Consider the following 14,807-nt stretch of genomic DNA (forward strand, 5'->3'; position numbering starts at 1 on the left):
ATATCTATGAAAAACATCATTTTACCTTTACTTTTCCTTTCTTTTTCGGTGATGACAGCGCCTGCGCAGAGTGGTGTTTCGTTCCTTCAATTTGCCCCAGATGCCAAAAGTGCCGCAATGGCCGGAAGTGGAACTTCGTTACGTGGCGGACCTTTTGCTACGTATTGGAATCCCGCTGGATTGGCCAAAGGCAAAAACCAAAGTGCCGGATTGTCTCAGCAAGTTTGGGCAGCTGGCGTGCGAACATTCTCTGGCGCGGCACGGCTTCAATCGGGAAAATATGCAGGCTTGGGGGTATTGGTGACAGCCACTACGGCGGGAGACATAGAAGCACGGGAAACCCCTGGCGACCCGCTCGGCGTGTTCTCGGCACAATTTGGGAACCTTAATGTGGCCTATGGCCGGGCATTCGGCGAGCGTTTTCGGGTAGGACTTGGGGCAAAGGTGCTAAACCAACGCTTGGATACTTTTAGCGAGCGTGGATGGGCCTTAGATGCAGGATTTCAGGCAGAAATGGCTGAAGGCGATCTTGAAATAGGGGCCACCCTGCGGCACTTCGGAAAATTAGGAGATGGAACCGATGCACTCCCAACCACGATTCAAGGCGGAGCCAGTTTCTTTCCCTTTAAAATCTTGGGGAATGAAGATGGTAGACGACTCCTCGACACCCAGTTGACCATCGAGGCACAGCACATTTTTCCCAATGATCTCACACATTTTCAATTTGGACTTTCTACACAGGCATTAGAGGTTCTGAGCCTGCGTGCCGGTTATCGGACCAACGACGAATTGCGTTCATGGTCTCTGGGGGCCGGGTTTATCATGGGCAAGGTACAATTAGATTATGCCTATTTACCCTTCCCTGCTGGCTATAACGACGGACACGTTTTTACACTGGGCTATACGTGGTAAACACATGACTTTGCAGATCCGCGTCGCAACATTGGACGACGAAGTCCATATCCTTCACCTTTATCGAAAAGTGGCGAAAAAACCTGGTGGTTTGGCGCGCACGGAACAAGAAATCACCACCCAATACATTCGGCACAACCTGATACAAGCACAACAATCTGGTATTGGCCTCGTCGTAACCCACAACCTGAAACAGATTGTAGGAGAAATCCATTGTTACCGTTTAGAGCCTTTGGTTTTCCAGCATGTTTTATCGGAACTTACCATTGCTGTTGATCCTGAATTTCAAGGGCAAGGGATAGGAAAGGCGTTATTTCAGACCCTATTAAAACATGTGGAAGCCAACTTTACCGATGTCTTTAGGGTGGAGTTGATTGCAAGGGAAAGCAATATAAAAGCCATTCGGTTTTACCAGCAACTCGGGTTTGTTATTGAAGGCAAGATGCGTGGACGGATTCTAAACCACCACCACCAACTTGAGGCAGACGTAATGATGGCCTGGTTTAATCCCTCCTTCTTACCAAACAACCCACAGCTGACAGTGTCACAGCACAACGAAGCAGAAAACAGATAAACCCCCGTAGATGTGTTTTTTGTCCTTGATAGAATGTTCTATGATTCTATTTGTCCGAACGAATTTAATCCTGAAAGGCCCCATCCTACAATGCAAAAAACCGCAATTCTACAATGCAGAAATGCGGTTTTTATTCGGCGCGCTCGAGAGGATTTGAACCCCTAACCTTCTGATCCGTAGTCAGATGCTCTATCCAATTGAGCTACGAGCGCTTTTGGTTTAGACAGATGAATATAGGGATTTTATTTCATTGAAGCAATGTTTTTTTTGTACCTTTAATGGTTTCACCATCGTTTCACGGTTTAGATACCATTATGACGCCGTTACGGGGGGCCAACACTGGCACATTGACCGATCATTTGGTCGAAGAAATCAAGTATCGCATTGCAATAGGCGTTTTAAAAGTAAACGACTTAATGCCCTCAACCCGCACCATGGGCGATCAGTTAGGAGTTTCCTTCCATACCATCCGAAGGGCTTATCAGGAATTGGAACGGCAAGGATTTTTAGCCGTTTCTGGTAGCCGGCAATATCGTGTGGTATCGCGAGATCAAGCAGGGAAAACGGAGCGTATGGAAGCTGGCGCCACCATCGTTCAAGAAGCCTTACGACGCTTGGTTGGTCTAGGATTGGCTGATGAAGAGGTTCGCTATTTATTGGAAGAGCAAATTGATGAAATTTTCCGACCTCAGACGTGGCGTTTTGCCTTTGCCGCGCCCTATCCCGAATTGGTGGAAAGTGGGGTTCGGCAATTACACGAACTTCTGCATGAACCAGTAGAAGGAGTCACTTTCGATGCGCTGCGGTCGGTACGTGAAGCAGACTTGCTCATTACGCCATTTACAAACCTAAGGGCCGTCCGTGAACGTTTGCCCAAAACCGAGATACAAGGTGTGCTGATGAGTATCGGCCCCGAAGTACTTCAGTTGGTTGCAGAAGTGCTTCACAACGAAGCGGTGACATTGGTTACGCGGGATCCGGAGTCTCAGGCTTTTCTGGCCTCGGCGTTGAAGTTAGAAACCGGATTTACTGGCCAACTTTTTGGCGTATCATTGGATACGATCACCAATGCAGACTGGGCCTTGATCGAAACTGCCCAATTGCTCTTATACACACCTGCCTGTAAAAGACGGCTTGCGCATCTCTTGAGTAAAAAGCGAAATGCAATGGTGTATCAACAGATCAGCCGCGAATCTTGCGACCTCTTGCTTCGGAAAGCCCCTAGGCATTCACTTTAAACAGATTACCCTTCGGTAAGCGGCGGATTTTTCTTAGCGGAGGCACGGGCCGGCGTTTCCGTGGGTATCATTGTCTGATCCGTGGGTATTTCTTCTGACATACGAAGTTTTACTTCCGCCGTTTTGGGCTCTAATTCCTCTTCCTGACCTGGATACTTGAGTCGAAAATGGTACATTCCGCCCAAAATCCCCATAAAGGCATCTTTTATTTTGGTCAAGTCATGAAATGTCAGGGGAGAGTCTTTTAGCTGCCCGTCTCCAATTCTCGCTTCGATGATTTTATCAATCACCCCTTCTAATTTCTTTAAGGTTGGTTTTTCTAAGCTTTTGGAAGCGGCCTCGACCCCGTCTGCCAACATTAAGATGGCGGTTTCCAAAGTATTGGGGCGTGGACCGGGATAGCGATAATCGGACTCTAAAATTGTAGCGGTCTCTTCTTTTTGGGTTTCCAGTGCCTTCCGATAAAAGAATTCGATACGCATACAGCCATGATGCATGGGGATAAACTGTTGTACCACTTTGGGCAATCTCGCATCTTGGGCCAATTGAAGTCCTTCCTTTACATGGTTCACGATGATCAAAGCAGCCATACGGGGTGTGAGGGCATCCAAAGGATTTTGGCCTTGTTGTTGGTTTTCTACAAAATACTCGGGCTTGCTCATCTTGCCAATGTCGTGGTATAACGCCCCAACACGTGTCAACAAAGCATTGGCTCCAATGGCAACAGCAGCAGCTTCGGCCAGATTAGAGACCTGCAATGAATGATTGAACGTTCCAGGCGCACGCAAACTTAGTTCCTTGAGCAATGGACGGTTTGTGTCAGAAAGTTCCAGCAATGTTAGGTCTGTGGTAACATCAAAAACGCGTTCAATGACCCATACAATGGGGTACACAAATAAGGTAAGTGCTGCATTAATTGCAACATACAGCATGGTGTATAGATAACTTTCAACGGTATTCGATTGAAGCAGCGCGAAGGATGTTGCCCCCAATGCATATGCAAAATGAACCAAGCCAGCCGTACTAACAAATTGTCCTCGATTCCGGATATCACGGACACTAAAAACGGATATCATTCCCGCAAAAGCTGTTAGATACGTAAGCTGAAAGTCGAAGGCAAAAAGCAAGCCAGCCACCAACGACATGGTCATCGTTCCAAACAACCCAACCCTCGAATCAAAAACGATAGTGAACATAACCGACAAGATGGTGACGGGAATCACCAATTTGAAGGCCGGATCCAATCCGGAACGCAAGACAATACCATACGCGATTACGAAGGCTCCAAAAAGCAATGCAATCAGCAATACGTGAAGATTTCGATCAAAAATAGATTTCCGAAAGAGATAGAGATACAAAAAGAAAACAGAATAAATACTAAGAATAAGCAAGAATTCACCAATAGTGATACGCCAATTGGGAATCACCCCTGTTCCAGAAGACCTTGACCGAGAGTATGAACGCAGCTTCGCCAGCACCTCCGGCGTCACCACTTCTCCTTGACGAATAATGGCCTGGTCTTTTTTCACAACTCCTTGTGTGTATGATATTTGTGCAATGGCTGCATTCCAAAGGGCATGAGTTGCTTCCTTTTCAAAGACCAGACTGGGCTGAAACACCGCGTCGAACAAGGCAATGCCAATCGCCACAGTATCTTGCTTTTTGGGGAACTGTGCAGCAAATTGCTGCTCAATTTGTTTTAAGATTTGGTCTTTGGTCCGTACATTTTTAAGCGAAATACTTCGATCAACATGGGCTTCATTGTCACGGACAATAATATTCTCGGCGTGAATACTATCACGTGTCAGACCAATGGAAGGCCGAGCAAAAAGGTCTTTCAGGCTTGCCAACTGGTCAAAAAGCCCCTCCTTTAATGCCGTTCCCTGTTCAATCCGTGCGGTTGTCGTAACACCGGGTGTAACCGATTTGGATGACTCCAGCAAATAGGTCCATTGCCGCTCATTTACTTTGATGGGTAGATTTTCCTTGAGCCGATAGTATCGTGCCGAGTCTATGGCCGCTTTATCCATGAGACCCCGGCTTCGGCTGAATTCCCATTCTAAGAATGCCGAAACGGTCCGTTGCAGGCGCGTATCAAGCGAGTCTAAGTTTTCGTTGTAACGGTCATCGGGATTGTCAAGCGGGGTAAAAATAGGCTCTAATTCTTGGAGGATTCGTTTTCGTTCAGCCGCAAGTTGTTGTTCTGTTCGGTAGATCGGGAAGTCAAAATCGGCGATCACATCGCCACGCCGCCATACATCATCCACCTTGGCATCTGCCCAGTCATAAGATTGTTGGTGAGGAAACGAGAACAACGTTACCAAGATCAGCCCCAGAAAGACCGTCGCCTTACCCCACCAATTTAGTTTAGACTGATTGGCTTGCTGGGATTCCTTGCCTGTTTCTAGGCGATTGCCTACTGGTTTTAGTCGAGGTCTTTTTGGGGTTAGGCCCAATCGTTTCAGTATGCCCATTGTTTCCCTTGACTTATTGAGCAAATGGTTTGGGTTGGCGTAAAGACAATAGGCTACCCAATAATAAGCAGATACCGGAACCCATTACAGTATGCCAAGGCCAAGCAATTTTAAACGTTGCAATAATCAATGCCATAGCAGCAATGGCAACAAAGAAGGCAATCATGGCATCGGTTTGTTTGGCACGCTTGTTCAATAAGCCCAACAAAAACACACCCAGCAACCCGCCATAGGTATAAGAGGCAATCGCCAATCCCAACTCTACGATGGGTTGTTTGGTATCCTGAAATAGGTTCGCAAAAACGATAAACAACCCGCTCCAGATTAAGGTCATAATACGGGCCATACGGAATTCGGACTCTGGCGTGGTTTTGGAAGCCAACCGCTTGTACAAATCCATTACCGAAGCAGCAGAAAGCGAATTGAGCGAGGAGGAAACCGTACTCATGGCCGCAGCAAAAATAGCCACCAACAACAGCCCGGATACGCCTGGAGGCAACCCTTCAATAAGAAACTTGGGGTAAATTTCATCCGCCCGCGAAAGCCCCAAATCTGCCGGACTTGCGCCTCCATAATGTACCCAAAGCATCAGTCCCACAAATAAAAACAATGCAAACTGGATCATGATTACCACCCCACTTACGACCAAGGCCAGTTGGCTTTCTTTGAGGTTTCGGGTAGTAAACAACCGCTGAACAATGAGGTAATCGGTTCCATGAGACGCCATAGATAAAACCGCCCCTCCAATCACGGCTGTAATGAACATATAAGGAGACCTCAGCCAATCCGAACTAAAATCCAAAATCTGGGTTTTCCCAGCAGATACAGCCTTGGTTAGCCAATCTACGGGCGCATCCTGAAGTAAAACCGTAATGGCCAAAACAGCACCCAACAGATACAAGAACATTTGGACGACATCCATCCAGATCACGGCTTTGATACCTCCAAAAAAAGTATATGCAATGGTGACTAAAGAGATGGCGACAATAATTTGCCAATAGGCAACCTCCAGCCCACTTGCCGATAGGACTACTTTTACAGGTATTGCAGTGGCAAACAACCGAACGCCATCAGCCAGTAAACGGGTAATCATGAACGTCACCGAGGTGGTTACGCGCATTCGGTCCCCAAACCTTGTACCAATAAATTCATAGGCCGTGGTGAGTTCTCCTGCAAAATAGCGTGGTAGAAACAGCAGGCTCACGAGAATCCGGCCTATTAAGTAGCCAAAAGTGATCTGAAGAAAGGTCATTGTACCACCATAGGCAATAGCAGGCACACTTATAACTGTCAGCGAACTGGTTTCTGTGGCCACAATCGAAAAGCTCACCGCCCACCAAGGCAAGTTGCGTTCTCCAAAAAAGTAGTCGCTATTGTCGCGTTGTTTTCCGGCCATCCATAAACCAAAAGCAACCGATCCAAGCAAATACGCAACAATTACGGAGTAGTCTAAACCTGTAAGCATAGTGTCTCGTGAGTTCAATCAAAGCAGGGCATAAACTTGTAATTTAACCCGTTATGGGCTAAAGGACAAACCCAACCATAAAAAAAGCCTCTCGGTAATCAAGAGAGGCTGGAAAAAAAGGCTAATTATTTATGGTAAATGGTAGGGTATGAAATACCGGACTCGGTTTTCGCTTGAATAAGATTGGCATCGGTTCCATTTGCCCTAAGTGCATTCTAAGATATTCCACAGGGTTTTGGCCTTTACGTACACATTGACCAAAATCCAACATCAAATCATAATACAATCCAGCGTCTTCGTGCTGCGGTCCGATCCGATACTTCGCTGATGAACCACCCACCAACAAGGTAGATGCAGGATGAAGCGTGGTATTCAGGTCTATGGCCACATCTGGCTTTCGCGCCCAAACCCGGTCCAGAAATGCTTTTTTAGGAAGCCCAAGAGGACTGCAATCCTCCGGCTTAATCAATAATGACTGTCCTACATAAGCGGGTGGGATAAACACCACCTCATCGGATAAGATAGCCACAAAAATACCACGCCACTTCAAGTGAAGTTCATCCAAAAACTGCCAGAACGTGCGGTGCGAAGCAATTTCTTTGGGAATTACAAACAAAACAGCGCGCTGTTGGGGGTCTAAAGGCCAAGGCTGTACTTTTCGATGCTGTACCGCATAACGTATCCGCACTTGGCCGAGTTGGGTCGTGAATTTATTGAGCATGAAAGCCAATGGTAGCGTGGGTATAAACAGAAGAACGCATAATATTAGTGCAAGAATCATGCCACAATTTGCTTATCTCTATAAAAAAACAACCCATTAACCTGATTAAACTCTTATTTTCACAATTGTATATAGGGTTCAACCAAACTTGACTTACCAGATAAAACCATTCTCGATGTTCTTTCACGCTAAACCACCCAAATTCAACATTGGATACAAGTTGCCATGTCAACCCAATAATATTTTCAACGCTTCGTTAGTAGAAACCGGCTGCTCACAAACATGCCCATGACACAGAAAAGCCCATGCGCTTCCAGAGAACGTAGAATATGTACGGGTAAATGGGGCCAGCCTAAACAGTTCTGGGGCGTTTTGTTGGGTGACTAAATGAATCACTCTTTGCGGATGATAGGTTTTGCGGAACGTTTCCAGCATGTTCCGAATTTCTGGATGGGTGGCTTCACCAACCAAAACCACTTCCTGACCGCCTGTTTCCATCCAATTCACGGCTAACATAAAAAACGAATAGGCAGCCGGATACCGACGAATTTCATCTGTAAACGCAGCACGCATGCTTTGAGCCCGTTGTTCGTATTCAGGTTGGGCTGTTAAGCGGCCAAGTCTGATTAAATTGTACAAAGCTATGGCATTCCCTGAAGGCATTGCACCGTCGTGAAGTTGCTTCTCGCGGTAAAGGAGGGCTTCTCCATCGGCGGGTGTAAAGAAATAGCCCCCATGCTGTGAATCCCAAAACAAAAGATCTTGCTGCTTTTGAAGTTCAAGAGCCTTCGACAGATACTTTGGTTCAAAGGTGGCCTGATATAACTCGGTCAATCCCAAAACGAGGAAGGCATAATCGTCTAAATTCGCTTGTAACCCTGCGCGACCGTTTCGCCAACGGTGCAGTAGCCGCCCTTCTGTTTGAAGCAATGCGTCCAGAACAAAATCTATGGCCTGCTTTGCCGCCATGATATAACGCGGCTCATCCAAACTTTGTCCTGCGCGTGCAAGTACAGCACCCATCAACCCATTCCAATCAGACAGAATTTTATCGTCTTTTAGGGGATGGATCCGTTTTTCGCGGGTTCGGAACAGTTTTTCGCGAACAGGTTGCCAGTGTTCTTTTTCCTGTGGGGAAAGAGGTTTATGCAGGTGCAAAATATTCGTATGCATGGCTTCGCCAGTAGCCTCTTCATAATAGTTCCCCTTTAGGGTAGCACCAAATCGCTTCAATAACGCTTTTTCTGGCACGGTCTCCGTCAATGCATCCAATTCCTGGTAGGTCCAAACATAAAATCGCCCTTCTTCCCCTTCCGAGTCGGCATCTTCTGCCGAATAGAATCCCCCTTTTTCATGCTGCATATCACGCAATACATATTGCAGAACCTCGTGGGCTGTCTCGGCAAACACATCGGATTGTGTAGCGGCAAAGGCTTCTGTGTATGCCCATGCCATCATGGCTTGGTCGTACAACATCTTTTCGAAGTGCGGCAAAAACCAACGCTCATCCGTGGAGTAGCGATGAAAACCGAGTCCAACCTGATCAAACAGTCCACCCAGCCGCATTTGTTGCAGGGTATGGGTAGTCATTGCCAGTGCCGAAGCATCAGATGTTTTTTTCCAATAATGTAATAAAAACAGCAAGTTGTGTGGCGAAGGAAACTTGGGTCGTTTGCCAAACCCGCCATAATCGGCATCGTACCGTTGCGCCAACAATGAAAAAGTATGGAACAGATCATTATTTTGTAAAACGTGTTGAGAGACCTGATGGCTGCCAGTCTCGCGGAGTTTTTCCGACACATAATCTGCTGTCTGGAAGAGTCGTTTGCGGTCTTTCCTCCAAAGGCGTTGAATTTGGGGCACAAAGTCCACCATCCCGATTCTTCCTCCTCGACTTTCTTTCGGTAAATAGGTTCCAGCGAAAAATGGTTTTTTATCGGGCGTCATCACCACCGTCAGCGGCCACCCCCCCTGTCCGGTCATCATCTGGCAAACAGTCATATAGACCCCATCCACATCGGGTCGTTCCTCTCGGTCCACCTTCACACACACAAAGGTTTCATTCATGAGCGCAGCCACTTCATTATCCTCGAAGGACTCGTGCGCCATGACGTGGCACCAATGACACGTGGCATAGCCAATTGAAAGAAAAATGGGCTTATCGTCTTTTCGTGCCTGCTCGAAAGCGGCCTCTCCCCATGGCCACCACGCCACTGGATTTTCGGCATGTTGCAACAAGTATGGACTAAGTTCCTCGGCTAAGCGATTGGGCATCATACAGGTTATTTAGATATAATTTTAAGTGACTTTTTTATCCCTTCTACCCGTGAACGGGCTTCTTCCAAAAGAGGTGCTACCAATGTAATATGTCCCATTTTTCGGAACGGCTTGGTTTCGTGCTTACCGTACAAATGGACTTTTGCTCCTTGAATTGCCAAAACTTTCTCTATGCCTTCATAAAAAACAGGGCCACTGTATCCGGCATCGCCCAATAAATTCACCATAACGGAGGCACTATGCGCAGTCGCTTCACCTAGTGGATAGCCCATAATGGCCCGTAGATGCTGTTCAAATTGCGATGTTATATGTGCATCAATGGTATGATGACCACTATTATGCGGGCGTGGAGCTACTTCATTTATGAGCAGCCCCCCCTCTTCCGTCCAGAACATTTCTATCGCCAAAAGCCCCACCACATTGAATGCACCAATCGTTCGTTCCGCCAAGATCATCGCAGTTTGTGCTACCTCGTCTGGGATATTGGCTGGGCAAAACAGATATTCTACCAAATTGGCGGTTGGATGAAAAGCCATCTCGACGGGTGGAAACAGTTTCACTTCCCCTTCTCGGTTACGCGCAGCAATGATGGCAATTTCTGCACGAATCCCTACCAATGGCTCTACCAGAGAAGCGCCCGGTAAGAGGTTTTCATGAAGTTCATCGGCTGTACGGATCACCGATACGCCGCGACCGTCATACCCACCGGTCTCGGTTTTTTGCACAAAGGGGAAATGAAGATATTCTTCCTCTACTGCTTTTCTAATGGCCACCTCCGATTCGAAGCGATTATAAGGCGCTGTCGGAAGCCCGTGTTTTGCCAGAAAATCTTTTTGCAATCCTTTGTTTTTTATCACCGAAAGTGCCTTAGACGAAGGATAAACGAGTACTCCTTCGCCTTCCAGCAGTCTCAGTGCTTCTTCCTGTACATGCTCAATTTCGATTGTCAGAACGTCCACCTGCTTTCCAAAATTCAATACGGTTTCGTAGTCATTAAAGTCGCCGACAACAAACTGATTTGCTATAACTGCACAGGAAGCTGCCGGATTGGGGTCTAAAACCCATGTTTCGATATCCCAACGATGTGCGGCCAAACAAAGCATTTTGCCCAATTGACCGCCCCCCAAAATACCCAAGCGAATGCCAGAATTCATGATAAAGCAGGTTTTGTAAAAAAAAGCGTGCAGGCAAAATTTACCCACACGCAAGATTATTTGGTGTTAAGAATAATCACTTTACGGATTACTCACACCTATTCGAGAAAAAGATCTTTTGTCCGATCCACCGTCTTACCCGTAACCAAGTCTTTAATTCGAACCGTCAGGGTATAAAGACCTGTTTCTTGTTTTCCAGCTTCTAATACCAAGTATTGCCCATCGTCTCGTGTGGTTCCACTGTTTTCAAACTTAACCGAAACGCCTTTTTCTTTCCGCCGCAATAGGCTATTGACCGTTCGCTGCATCCCATTGCCAGATTCTTTGGGCACCAACTGGGCTTCCACCTGGTATTTGGTTTTTCCGGAGACATCTTGGGCTAAGTTATACATCTCAAAGTAAAAATAAATGGGATTGGCCTTGTCAAAAACACTCCAAGGTGCAGGACGAATAGAAAGGCCATTTCTCAACACATCTCCGGGATGAATGGGTTTATTATCGGGCGACTCGGCCACATGGTAGGCCAGCATGGCATCCGACATTGCAAAAACAGGCTTGTAATAATCTGGTACCACAATATTCCGCCGCTGCACCCCCATTGTCCCACCGCTTGCAGTCTCGAACTCGACGGATAACGTCTGATTACCAGCCGGTGCGGTCATCGTTTGGGTATAAAGCCAAAGTTGCGCCTCCTTGAACTTTACGACCTGAGCGGTTTTCATCCCATAAGTCGTAAGCCGACGCTCAACCAAAAAGTCGCGATTCGACCCAATAAGAAACGTTCCGAAATTCAAATTCAAATTGATTTCTGGCTTTGAGGCATCGTATTGCTGCACCGGAACCCCTGCATGGAGATAAAGGTCCGCCTGATTACCCTTACCCTTAAAGGTATTGACTAAATAAGGTAGGCTTACTTGACGCCCATTCGCCTGATAGGTGTAAAAATCACTATACTGTTTAAATATCTCGCGGGACTTGAGTTCGTAGTCATTAATATAAGGATCCACACCGCTGTCTATATCTTCTTGTGTCGGGGTATAAAAAACATAGTCCCCATTCCGGAAGGAATCTTCAAACACAAATCTAAACTTAGGATAAATCCATATATTATAAAGTTTTGCGGCTTTTCTGGAGTCATAGATTTCCTCCTGAAACTGGTTTTCCCTTTGCGAAGTAGAAATTTCGGATGCCTGTTCCACGCTTTGTCCTACGGGCGCATCCCACCCTTTACCTCGGCTACCAAGCGGGCCATCCTTTTCCATGATGATTTCCACATTCGGCACGCCATAACGGATCAGAATTTGCCCACGCTGACTTTCCCAGCCGCGGATACCCAAACGAGGTACCGAGTAGAGAAGATCGGCATAAATCAAGCGGTAATAATGTTCCATTTTCCGCTCATTATAAGCCGTCAGAAAACGTGGGTTCTGGCTGGTCCAAAACTTGGTTGCATATCCTACGGGATCATGACGATAGGCCGCTCGCTCCGTTTCTGGCAAGATAATCCCAATATCCTCGAAGGCCGTTCGCATGGGAGTGTCCATTTTCGCTAAAGCACGATCAAAAAACTGCGTACTTGCATCCAAGTTTCCTAATTTATATTGTGTTGCACCGATAAAAAGGTTGGTCTCTGGATCGTCGCCAAAAAATGCATACATGTCTTGTAGCATCTTGGCTGCCTCGCGATATTCCTCCTTTAGCAAATAAACCTTCATCAAATGATTATAGACAGAACGACGCATTGGATCATTTTCCTGGGCTTTTTTCAGATGGAAGGTCGCTTTTTTATAGGCATACTCGGCTCGGTTTGTGAAATCCTTCACTGGGATGCCTTGGGTTTTCATCTCTTCCAAATCAAATTGGTCATTCAGGGTTACGGAATACATGCCAAAGGGGTCTTGTTTTTCCGCCAGCGCCACCAAGTCTGCAAAAGGATCACTTGCCAATCCGGGATTAAATTCAAGTGAAGCAGTAGGATCAGTCAGTGTTCCCGGCGTCGCCTGAATTTCTGCAGCTTGCAACGTTCTGTCGCGATTACGGTCCGGACGATTGGTATTGGTGTATTGAGGAACCGCAATGGCATTCCGAAAACGCCAGTAGTCTTTGATGTAGGTAATCCCCATTTCTTCGTGTGCAAAGGCATTGTTCGGATCTTTCAGCAAGATTTTACGAGACAATTCGCGGGCCAGTGCATCTCGGTAGCGCTCTTGAATCCAGTTCTTAGATAGGAAAGAAGACAAGCGTTGCAGTACCACATTACGGTCTTCACCAGATTTGCCGCCCAGATTCACTTGGTTTTCCGGATCACGGATGATATTGAGTTTGGCCACCAAATACTGCACATTTTCCGGATTTTTCCGTAGCGCGAGGTCTAATTGCCGATTGGCCCCTTTAAAATCTTTTTCGGGGCCTTCCACCAAAATCCGTGCGATCATAAACCGTGCCTCGGCATATTGGGCATCCACCTCTGGAATGGCCTCAAAAATTGCTTTCGCCTCGGCATATTGGCCGCTTCGGAAAGTCCGAACCCCTTTATCGAAAGGTGTTTCCATTATTTGGGGAGTAGTATTCGTTTCTTGCGCAACAACCGAATTGCCCCCCATAAAAAGGATCAGAAGACCCGTCATAAATAGAAATTGAACTGTTTTCATAGCCTTTCATCTTTTTATGAAACAAGGGTTAGATACTTTATACACGCACCGTGTTTTCCGTACCCAACCCTGCAATGTTTGCCGCGAAGTCTAAATGGTTTGTCCTCCAAACGCCCGACGTTCAGGCTTGGATTATTTTTATAAACTTTAATTTCCCCACTTTCAGCACAAAAGGCGCTTGTTCCGCAATATTAAGGGTGAACATGGGATCAGAAACCTTTACGCCGTCTATGGAAACCCCGCCTTGCACCACCAAGCGCCGTGCTTCCCCATTCGATGCCGCCAAACCACTTTCTCGGATCAGATTTAATAATCCAATCTCTCCACTCGTAGAAAACTCCGGCATTTCGTCTGGTACTTCCTTGCGAATCACGGTTTTCTCGAAGTGCCCACGGGCATCATTGGCGGCCAATTCTCCATGATACATCCGAACAATAGTCCAAGCCAAGTCGTGTTTTGCATTCCGAGGATCCTGTTCGGCACGCACTTTCCAATTTGGCAATTCATCTGTTGGTACGTCCGTGGCCAACTCCACATAACGGTAAATCAACGCATCCGGAATCGAAAGAGTTTTTCCATACATTTGCTCTGGTGCTTCCGAAATACCGATGTAATTATCTAAAGACTTAGACATTTTCTGGACACCATCTAAGCCCTCTAAAATTGGCAAGGTGATACAGACTTGCGGCTCCTGCCCCACCGCAGATTGAACGTCGCGCCCAACCAGCAAGTTAAATTTCTGATCCGTCCCGCCCAATTCGATATCGGCCTTCAGGTGAACCGAGTCTTGCGCTTGTGCTAAAGGGTATAGGAATTCATGAATGGAAATGGGTTCTCCCGCTTTAAACCGCTTAGAGAATTCGTCCCGCTCCAGCATACGAGCAACCGTATATTTCCCCGCCAACTGAATCACCTCGGTAAACGACATTTTCCCAAGCCAATCGGAATTATAAACAATTTCGGTTTTTTCCGGATTCAGGATTTTAGAAGCCTGTTCAAAATATGAGGCTCCATTAATGCGGGTATCCTCAAGCGTAAGTGCGGGACGGGTTTTAGAGCGTCCACTAGGGTCTCCGATCATCCCAGTAAAATCACCTACAATTAAGACAATCTTATGACCTAAGTCCTGAAATTGCCTGAGCTTACGCAATACCACAGCATGGCCTAAGTGAAGGTCTGGACGACTGGGATCGCATCCTAATTTGACTACAAGCGGTTTATTTGTTTCAAGCGATCGCTTGAGTTTCTTAATCAAATCCGCTTCCGGAATGATTTCTTCTGCACCACGTTTAATGTGGGCCAACTGGACATCCAAAGGTAAAAAATGAGACATGTTGGGGT

Annotated in this window: 10 protein-coding genes and 1 tRNA gene; 3 read left to right on the forward strand and 8 right to left on the reverse strand. The window is 46.6% G+C overall.

Features of this window, described 5'->3' with window-relative positions:
* Positions 1-6 precede the first annotated feature (6 nt).
* Together JNN12_17305 and JNN12_17310 are read left to right on the forward strand one after the other, a co-directional pair.
* Positions 7-912: a PorV/PorQ family protein gene (locus tag JNN12_17305; GenBank protein ID MBL7980098.1), complete on the forward strand. Its 906-nt coding sequence runs from the start codon at positions 7-9 to the stop codon at positions 910-912.
* A 4-nt stretch (positions 913-916) separates the two neighbouring features.
* On the forward strand, positions 917-1,486 hold the full coding sequence (locus JNN12_17310) for a GNAT family N-acetyltransferase (GenBank protein ID MBL7980099.1): 570 nt from the start codon (positions 917-919) through the stop codon (positions 1,484-1,486).
* Between the two features lie 138 nt (positions 1,487-1,624).
* On the opposite strand, the gene JNN12_17315 is transcribed toward JNN12_17310, so the two are convergent.
* Positions 1,625-1,698 (reverse strand) — tRNA-Arg (locus JNN12_17315).
* Positions 1,699-1,800: 102 nt separating this feature from the next.
* Here JNN12_17315 and JNN12_17320 point away from each other — a divergent pair.
* Positions 1,801-2,724 carry a GntR family transcriptional regulator gene (locus JNN12_17320; GenBank protein MBL7980100.1) on the forward strand — a complete coding sequence of 308 codons (924 nt, stop codon included), beginning with the start codon at positions 1,801-1,803 and terminating at the stop codon, positions 2,722-2,724.
* A gap of 5 nt (positions 2,725-2,729) precedes the next feature.
* Here the strand turns inward: JNN12_17320 and JNN12_17325 are convergent, their stop codons facing one another.
* The 7 genes from JNN12_17325 to JNN12_17355 all read right to left on the reverse strand — a co-directional run bounded on the left by JNN12_17325 (position 2,730) and on the right by JNN12_17355 (position 14,799).
* A complete protein-coding gene (locus JNN12_17325; GenBank protein MBL7980101.1) occupies positions 2,730-5,198 on the reverse strand; it encodes an HDIG domain-containing protein in 2,469 nt (822 codons plus the stop codon).
* Positions 5,199-5,211: 13 nt separating this feature from the next.
* Positions 5,212-6,663, reverse strand: a complete 1,452-nt coding sequence (locus tag JNN12_17330) for a sodium:solute symporter (GenBank protein MBL7980102.1) — start codon at positions 6,661-6,663, stop codon at positions 5,212-5,214.
* Between the two features lie 121 nt (positions 6,664-6,784).
* Positions 6,785-7,384 carry a hypothetical protein gene (locus JNN12_17335; GenBank protein MBL7980103.1) on the reverse strand — a complete coding sequence of 200 codons (600 nt, stop codon included), beginning with the start codon at positions 7,382-7,384 and terminating at the stop codon, positions 6,785-6,787.
* Between the two features lie 228 nt (positions 7,385-7,612).
* Positions 7,613-9,658: a thioredoxin domain-containing protein gene (locus tag JNN12_17340; protein ID MBL7980104.1), complete on the reverse strand. Its 2,046-nt coding sequence runs from the start codon at positions 9,656-9,658 to the stop codon at positions 7,613-7,615.
* A gap of 8 nt (positions 9,659-9,666) precedes the next feature.
* Positions 9,667-10,815 (reverse strand): 5-(carboxyamino)imidazole ribonucleotide synthase, encoded by a 1,149-nt coding sequence (locus JNN12_17345; GenBank protein MBL7980105.1) that lies wholly within the window; start codon positions 10,813-10,815, stop codon positions 9,667-9,669.
* Positions 10,816-10,913: 98 nt separating this feature from the next.
* A complete protein-coding gene (locus JNN12_17350; protein MBL7980106.1) occupies positions 10,914-13,466 on the reverse strand; it encodes a GWxTD domain-containing protein in 2,553 nt (850 codons plus the stop codon).
* A gap of 121 nt (positions 13,467-13,587) precedes the next feature.
* A complete protein-coding gene (locus tag JNN12_17355; protein MBL7980107.1) occupies positions 13,588-14,799 on the reverse strand; it encodes a tyrosine--tRNA ligase in 1,212 nt (403 codons plus the stop codon).
* Positions 14,800-14,807 lie beyond the last annotated feature (8 nt).

The sequence above is a fragment of the Bacteroidetes Order II. bacterium genome, from assembly GCA_016788705.1.
Lineage (GTDB): Bacteria > Bacteroidota > Rhodothermia > Rhodothermales > UBA2364 > UBA2364.

What these genes read in the sequence shown, in the direction of transcription:
- JNN12_17305 (MBL7980098.1), top strand. Translation starts at nt 7, where the DNA reads ATGAAAAACATCATTTTACCTTTACTTTTCCTTTCTTTTTCGGTGATG.
- JNN12_17310 (MBL7980099.1), top strand. Translation starts at nt 917, where the DNA reads ATGACTTTGCAGATCCGCGTCGCAACATTGGACGACGAAGTCCATATC.
- JNN12_17320 (MBL7980100.1), top strand. Translation starts at nt 1,801, where the DNA reads ATGACGCCGTTACGGGGGGCCAACACTGGCACATTGACCGATCATTTG.
- JNN12_17325 (MBL7980101.1), bottom strand. Translation starts at nt 5,198, where the DNA reads ATGGGCATACTGAAACGATTGGGCCTAACCCCAAAAAGACCTCGACTA.
- JNN12_17330 (MBL7980102.1), bottom strand. Translation starts at nt 6,663, where the DNA reads ATGCTTACAGGTTTAGACTACTCCGTAATTGTTGCGTATTTGCTTGGA.
- JNN12_17335 (MBL7980103.1), bottom strand. Translation starts at nt 7,384, where the DNA reads ATGCTCAATAAATTCACGACCCAACTCGGCCAAGTGCGGATACGTTAT.
- JNN12_17340 (MBL7980104.1), bottom strand. Translation starts at nt 9,658, where the DNA reads ATGCCCAATCGCTTAGCCGAGGAACTTAGTCCATACTTGTTGCAACAT.
- JNN12_17345 (MBL7980105.1), bottom strand. Translation starts at nt 10,815, where the DNA reads ATGAATTCTGGCATTCGCTTGGGTATTTTGGGGGGCGGTCAATTGGGC.
- JNN12_17350 (MBL7980106.1), bottom strand. Translation starts at nt 13,466, where the DNA reads ATGAAAACAGTTCAATTTCTATTTATGACGGGTCTTCTGATCCTTTTT.
- JNN12_17355 (MBL7980107.1), bottom strand. Translation starts at nt 14,799, where the DNA reads ATGTCTCATTTTTTACCTTTGGATGTCCAGTTGGCCCACATTAAACGT.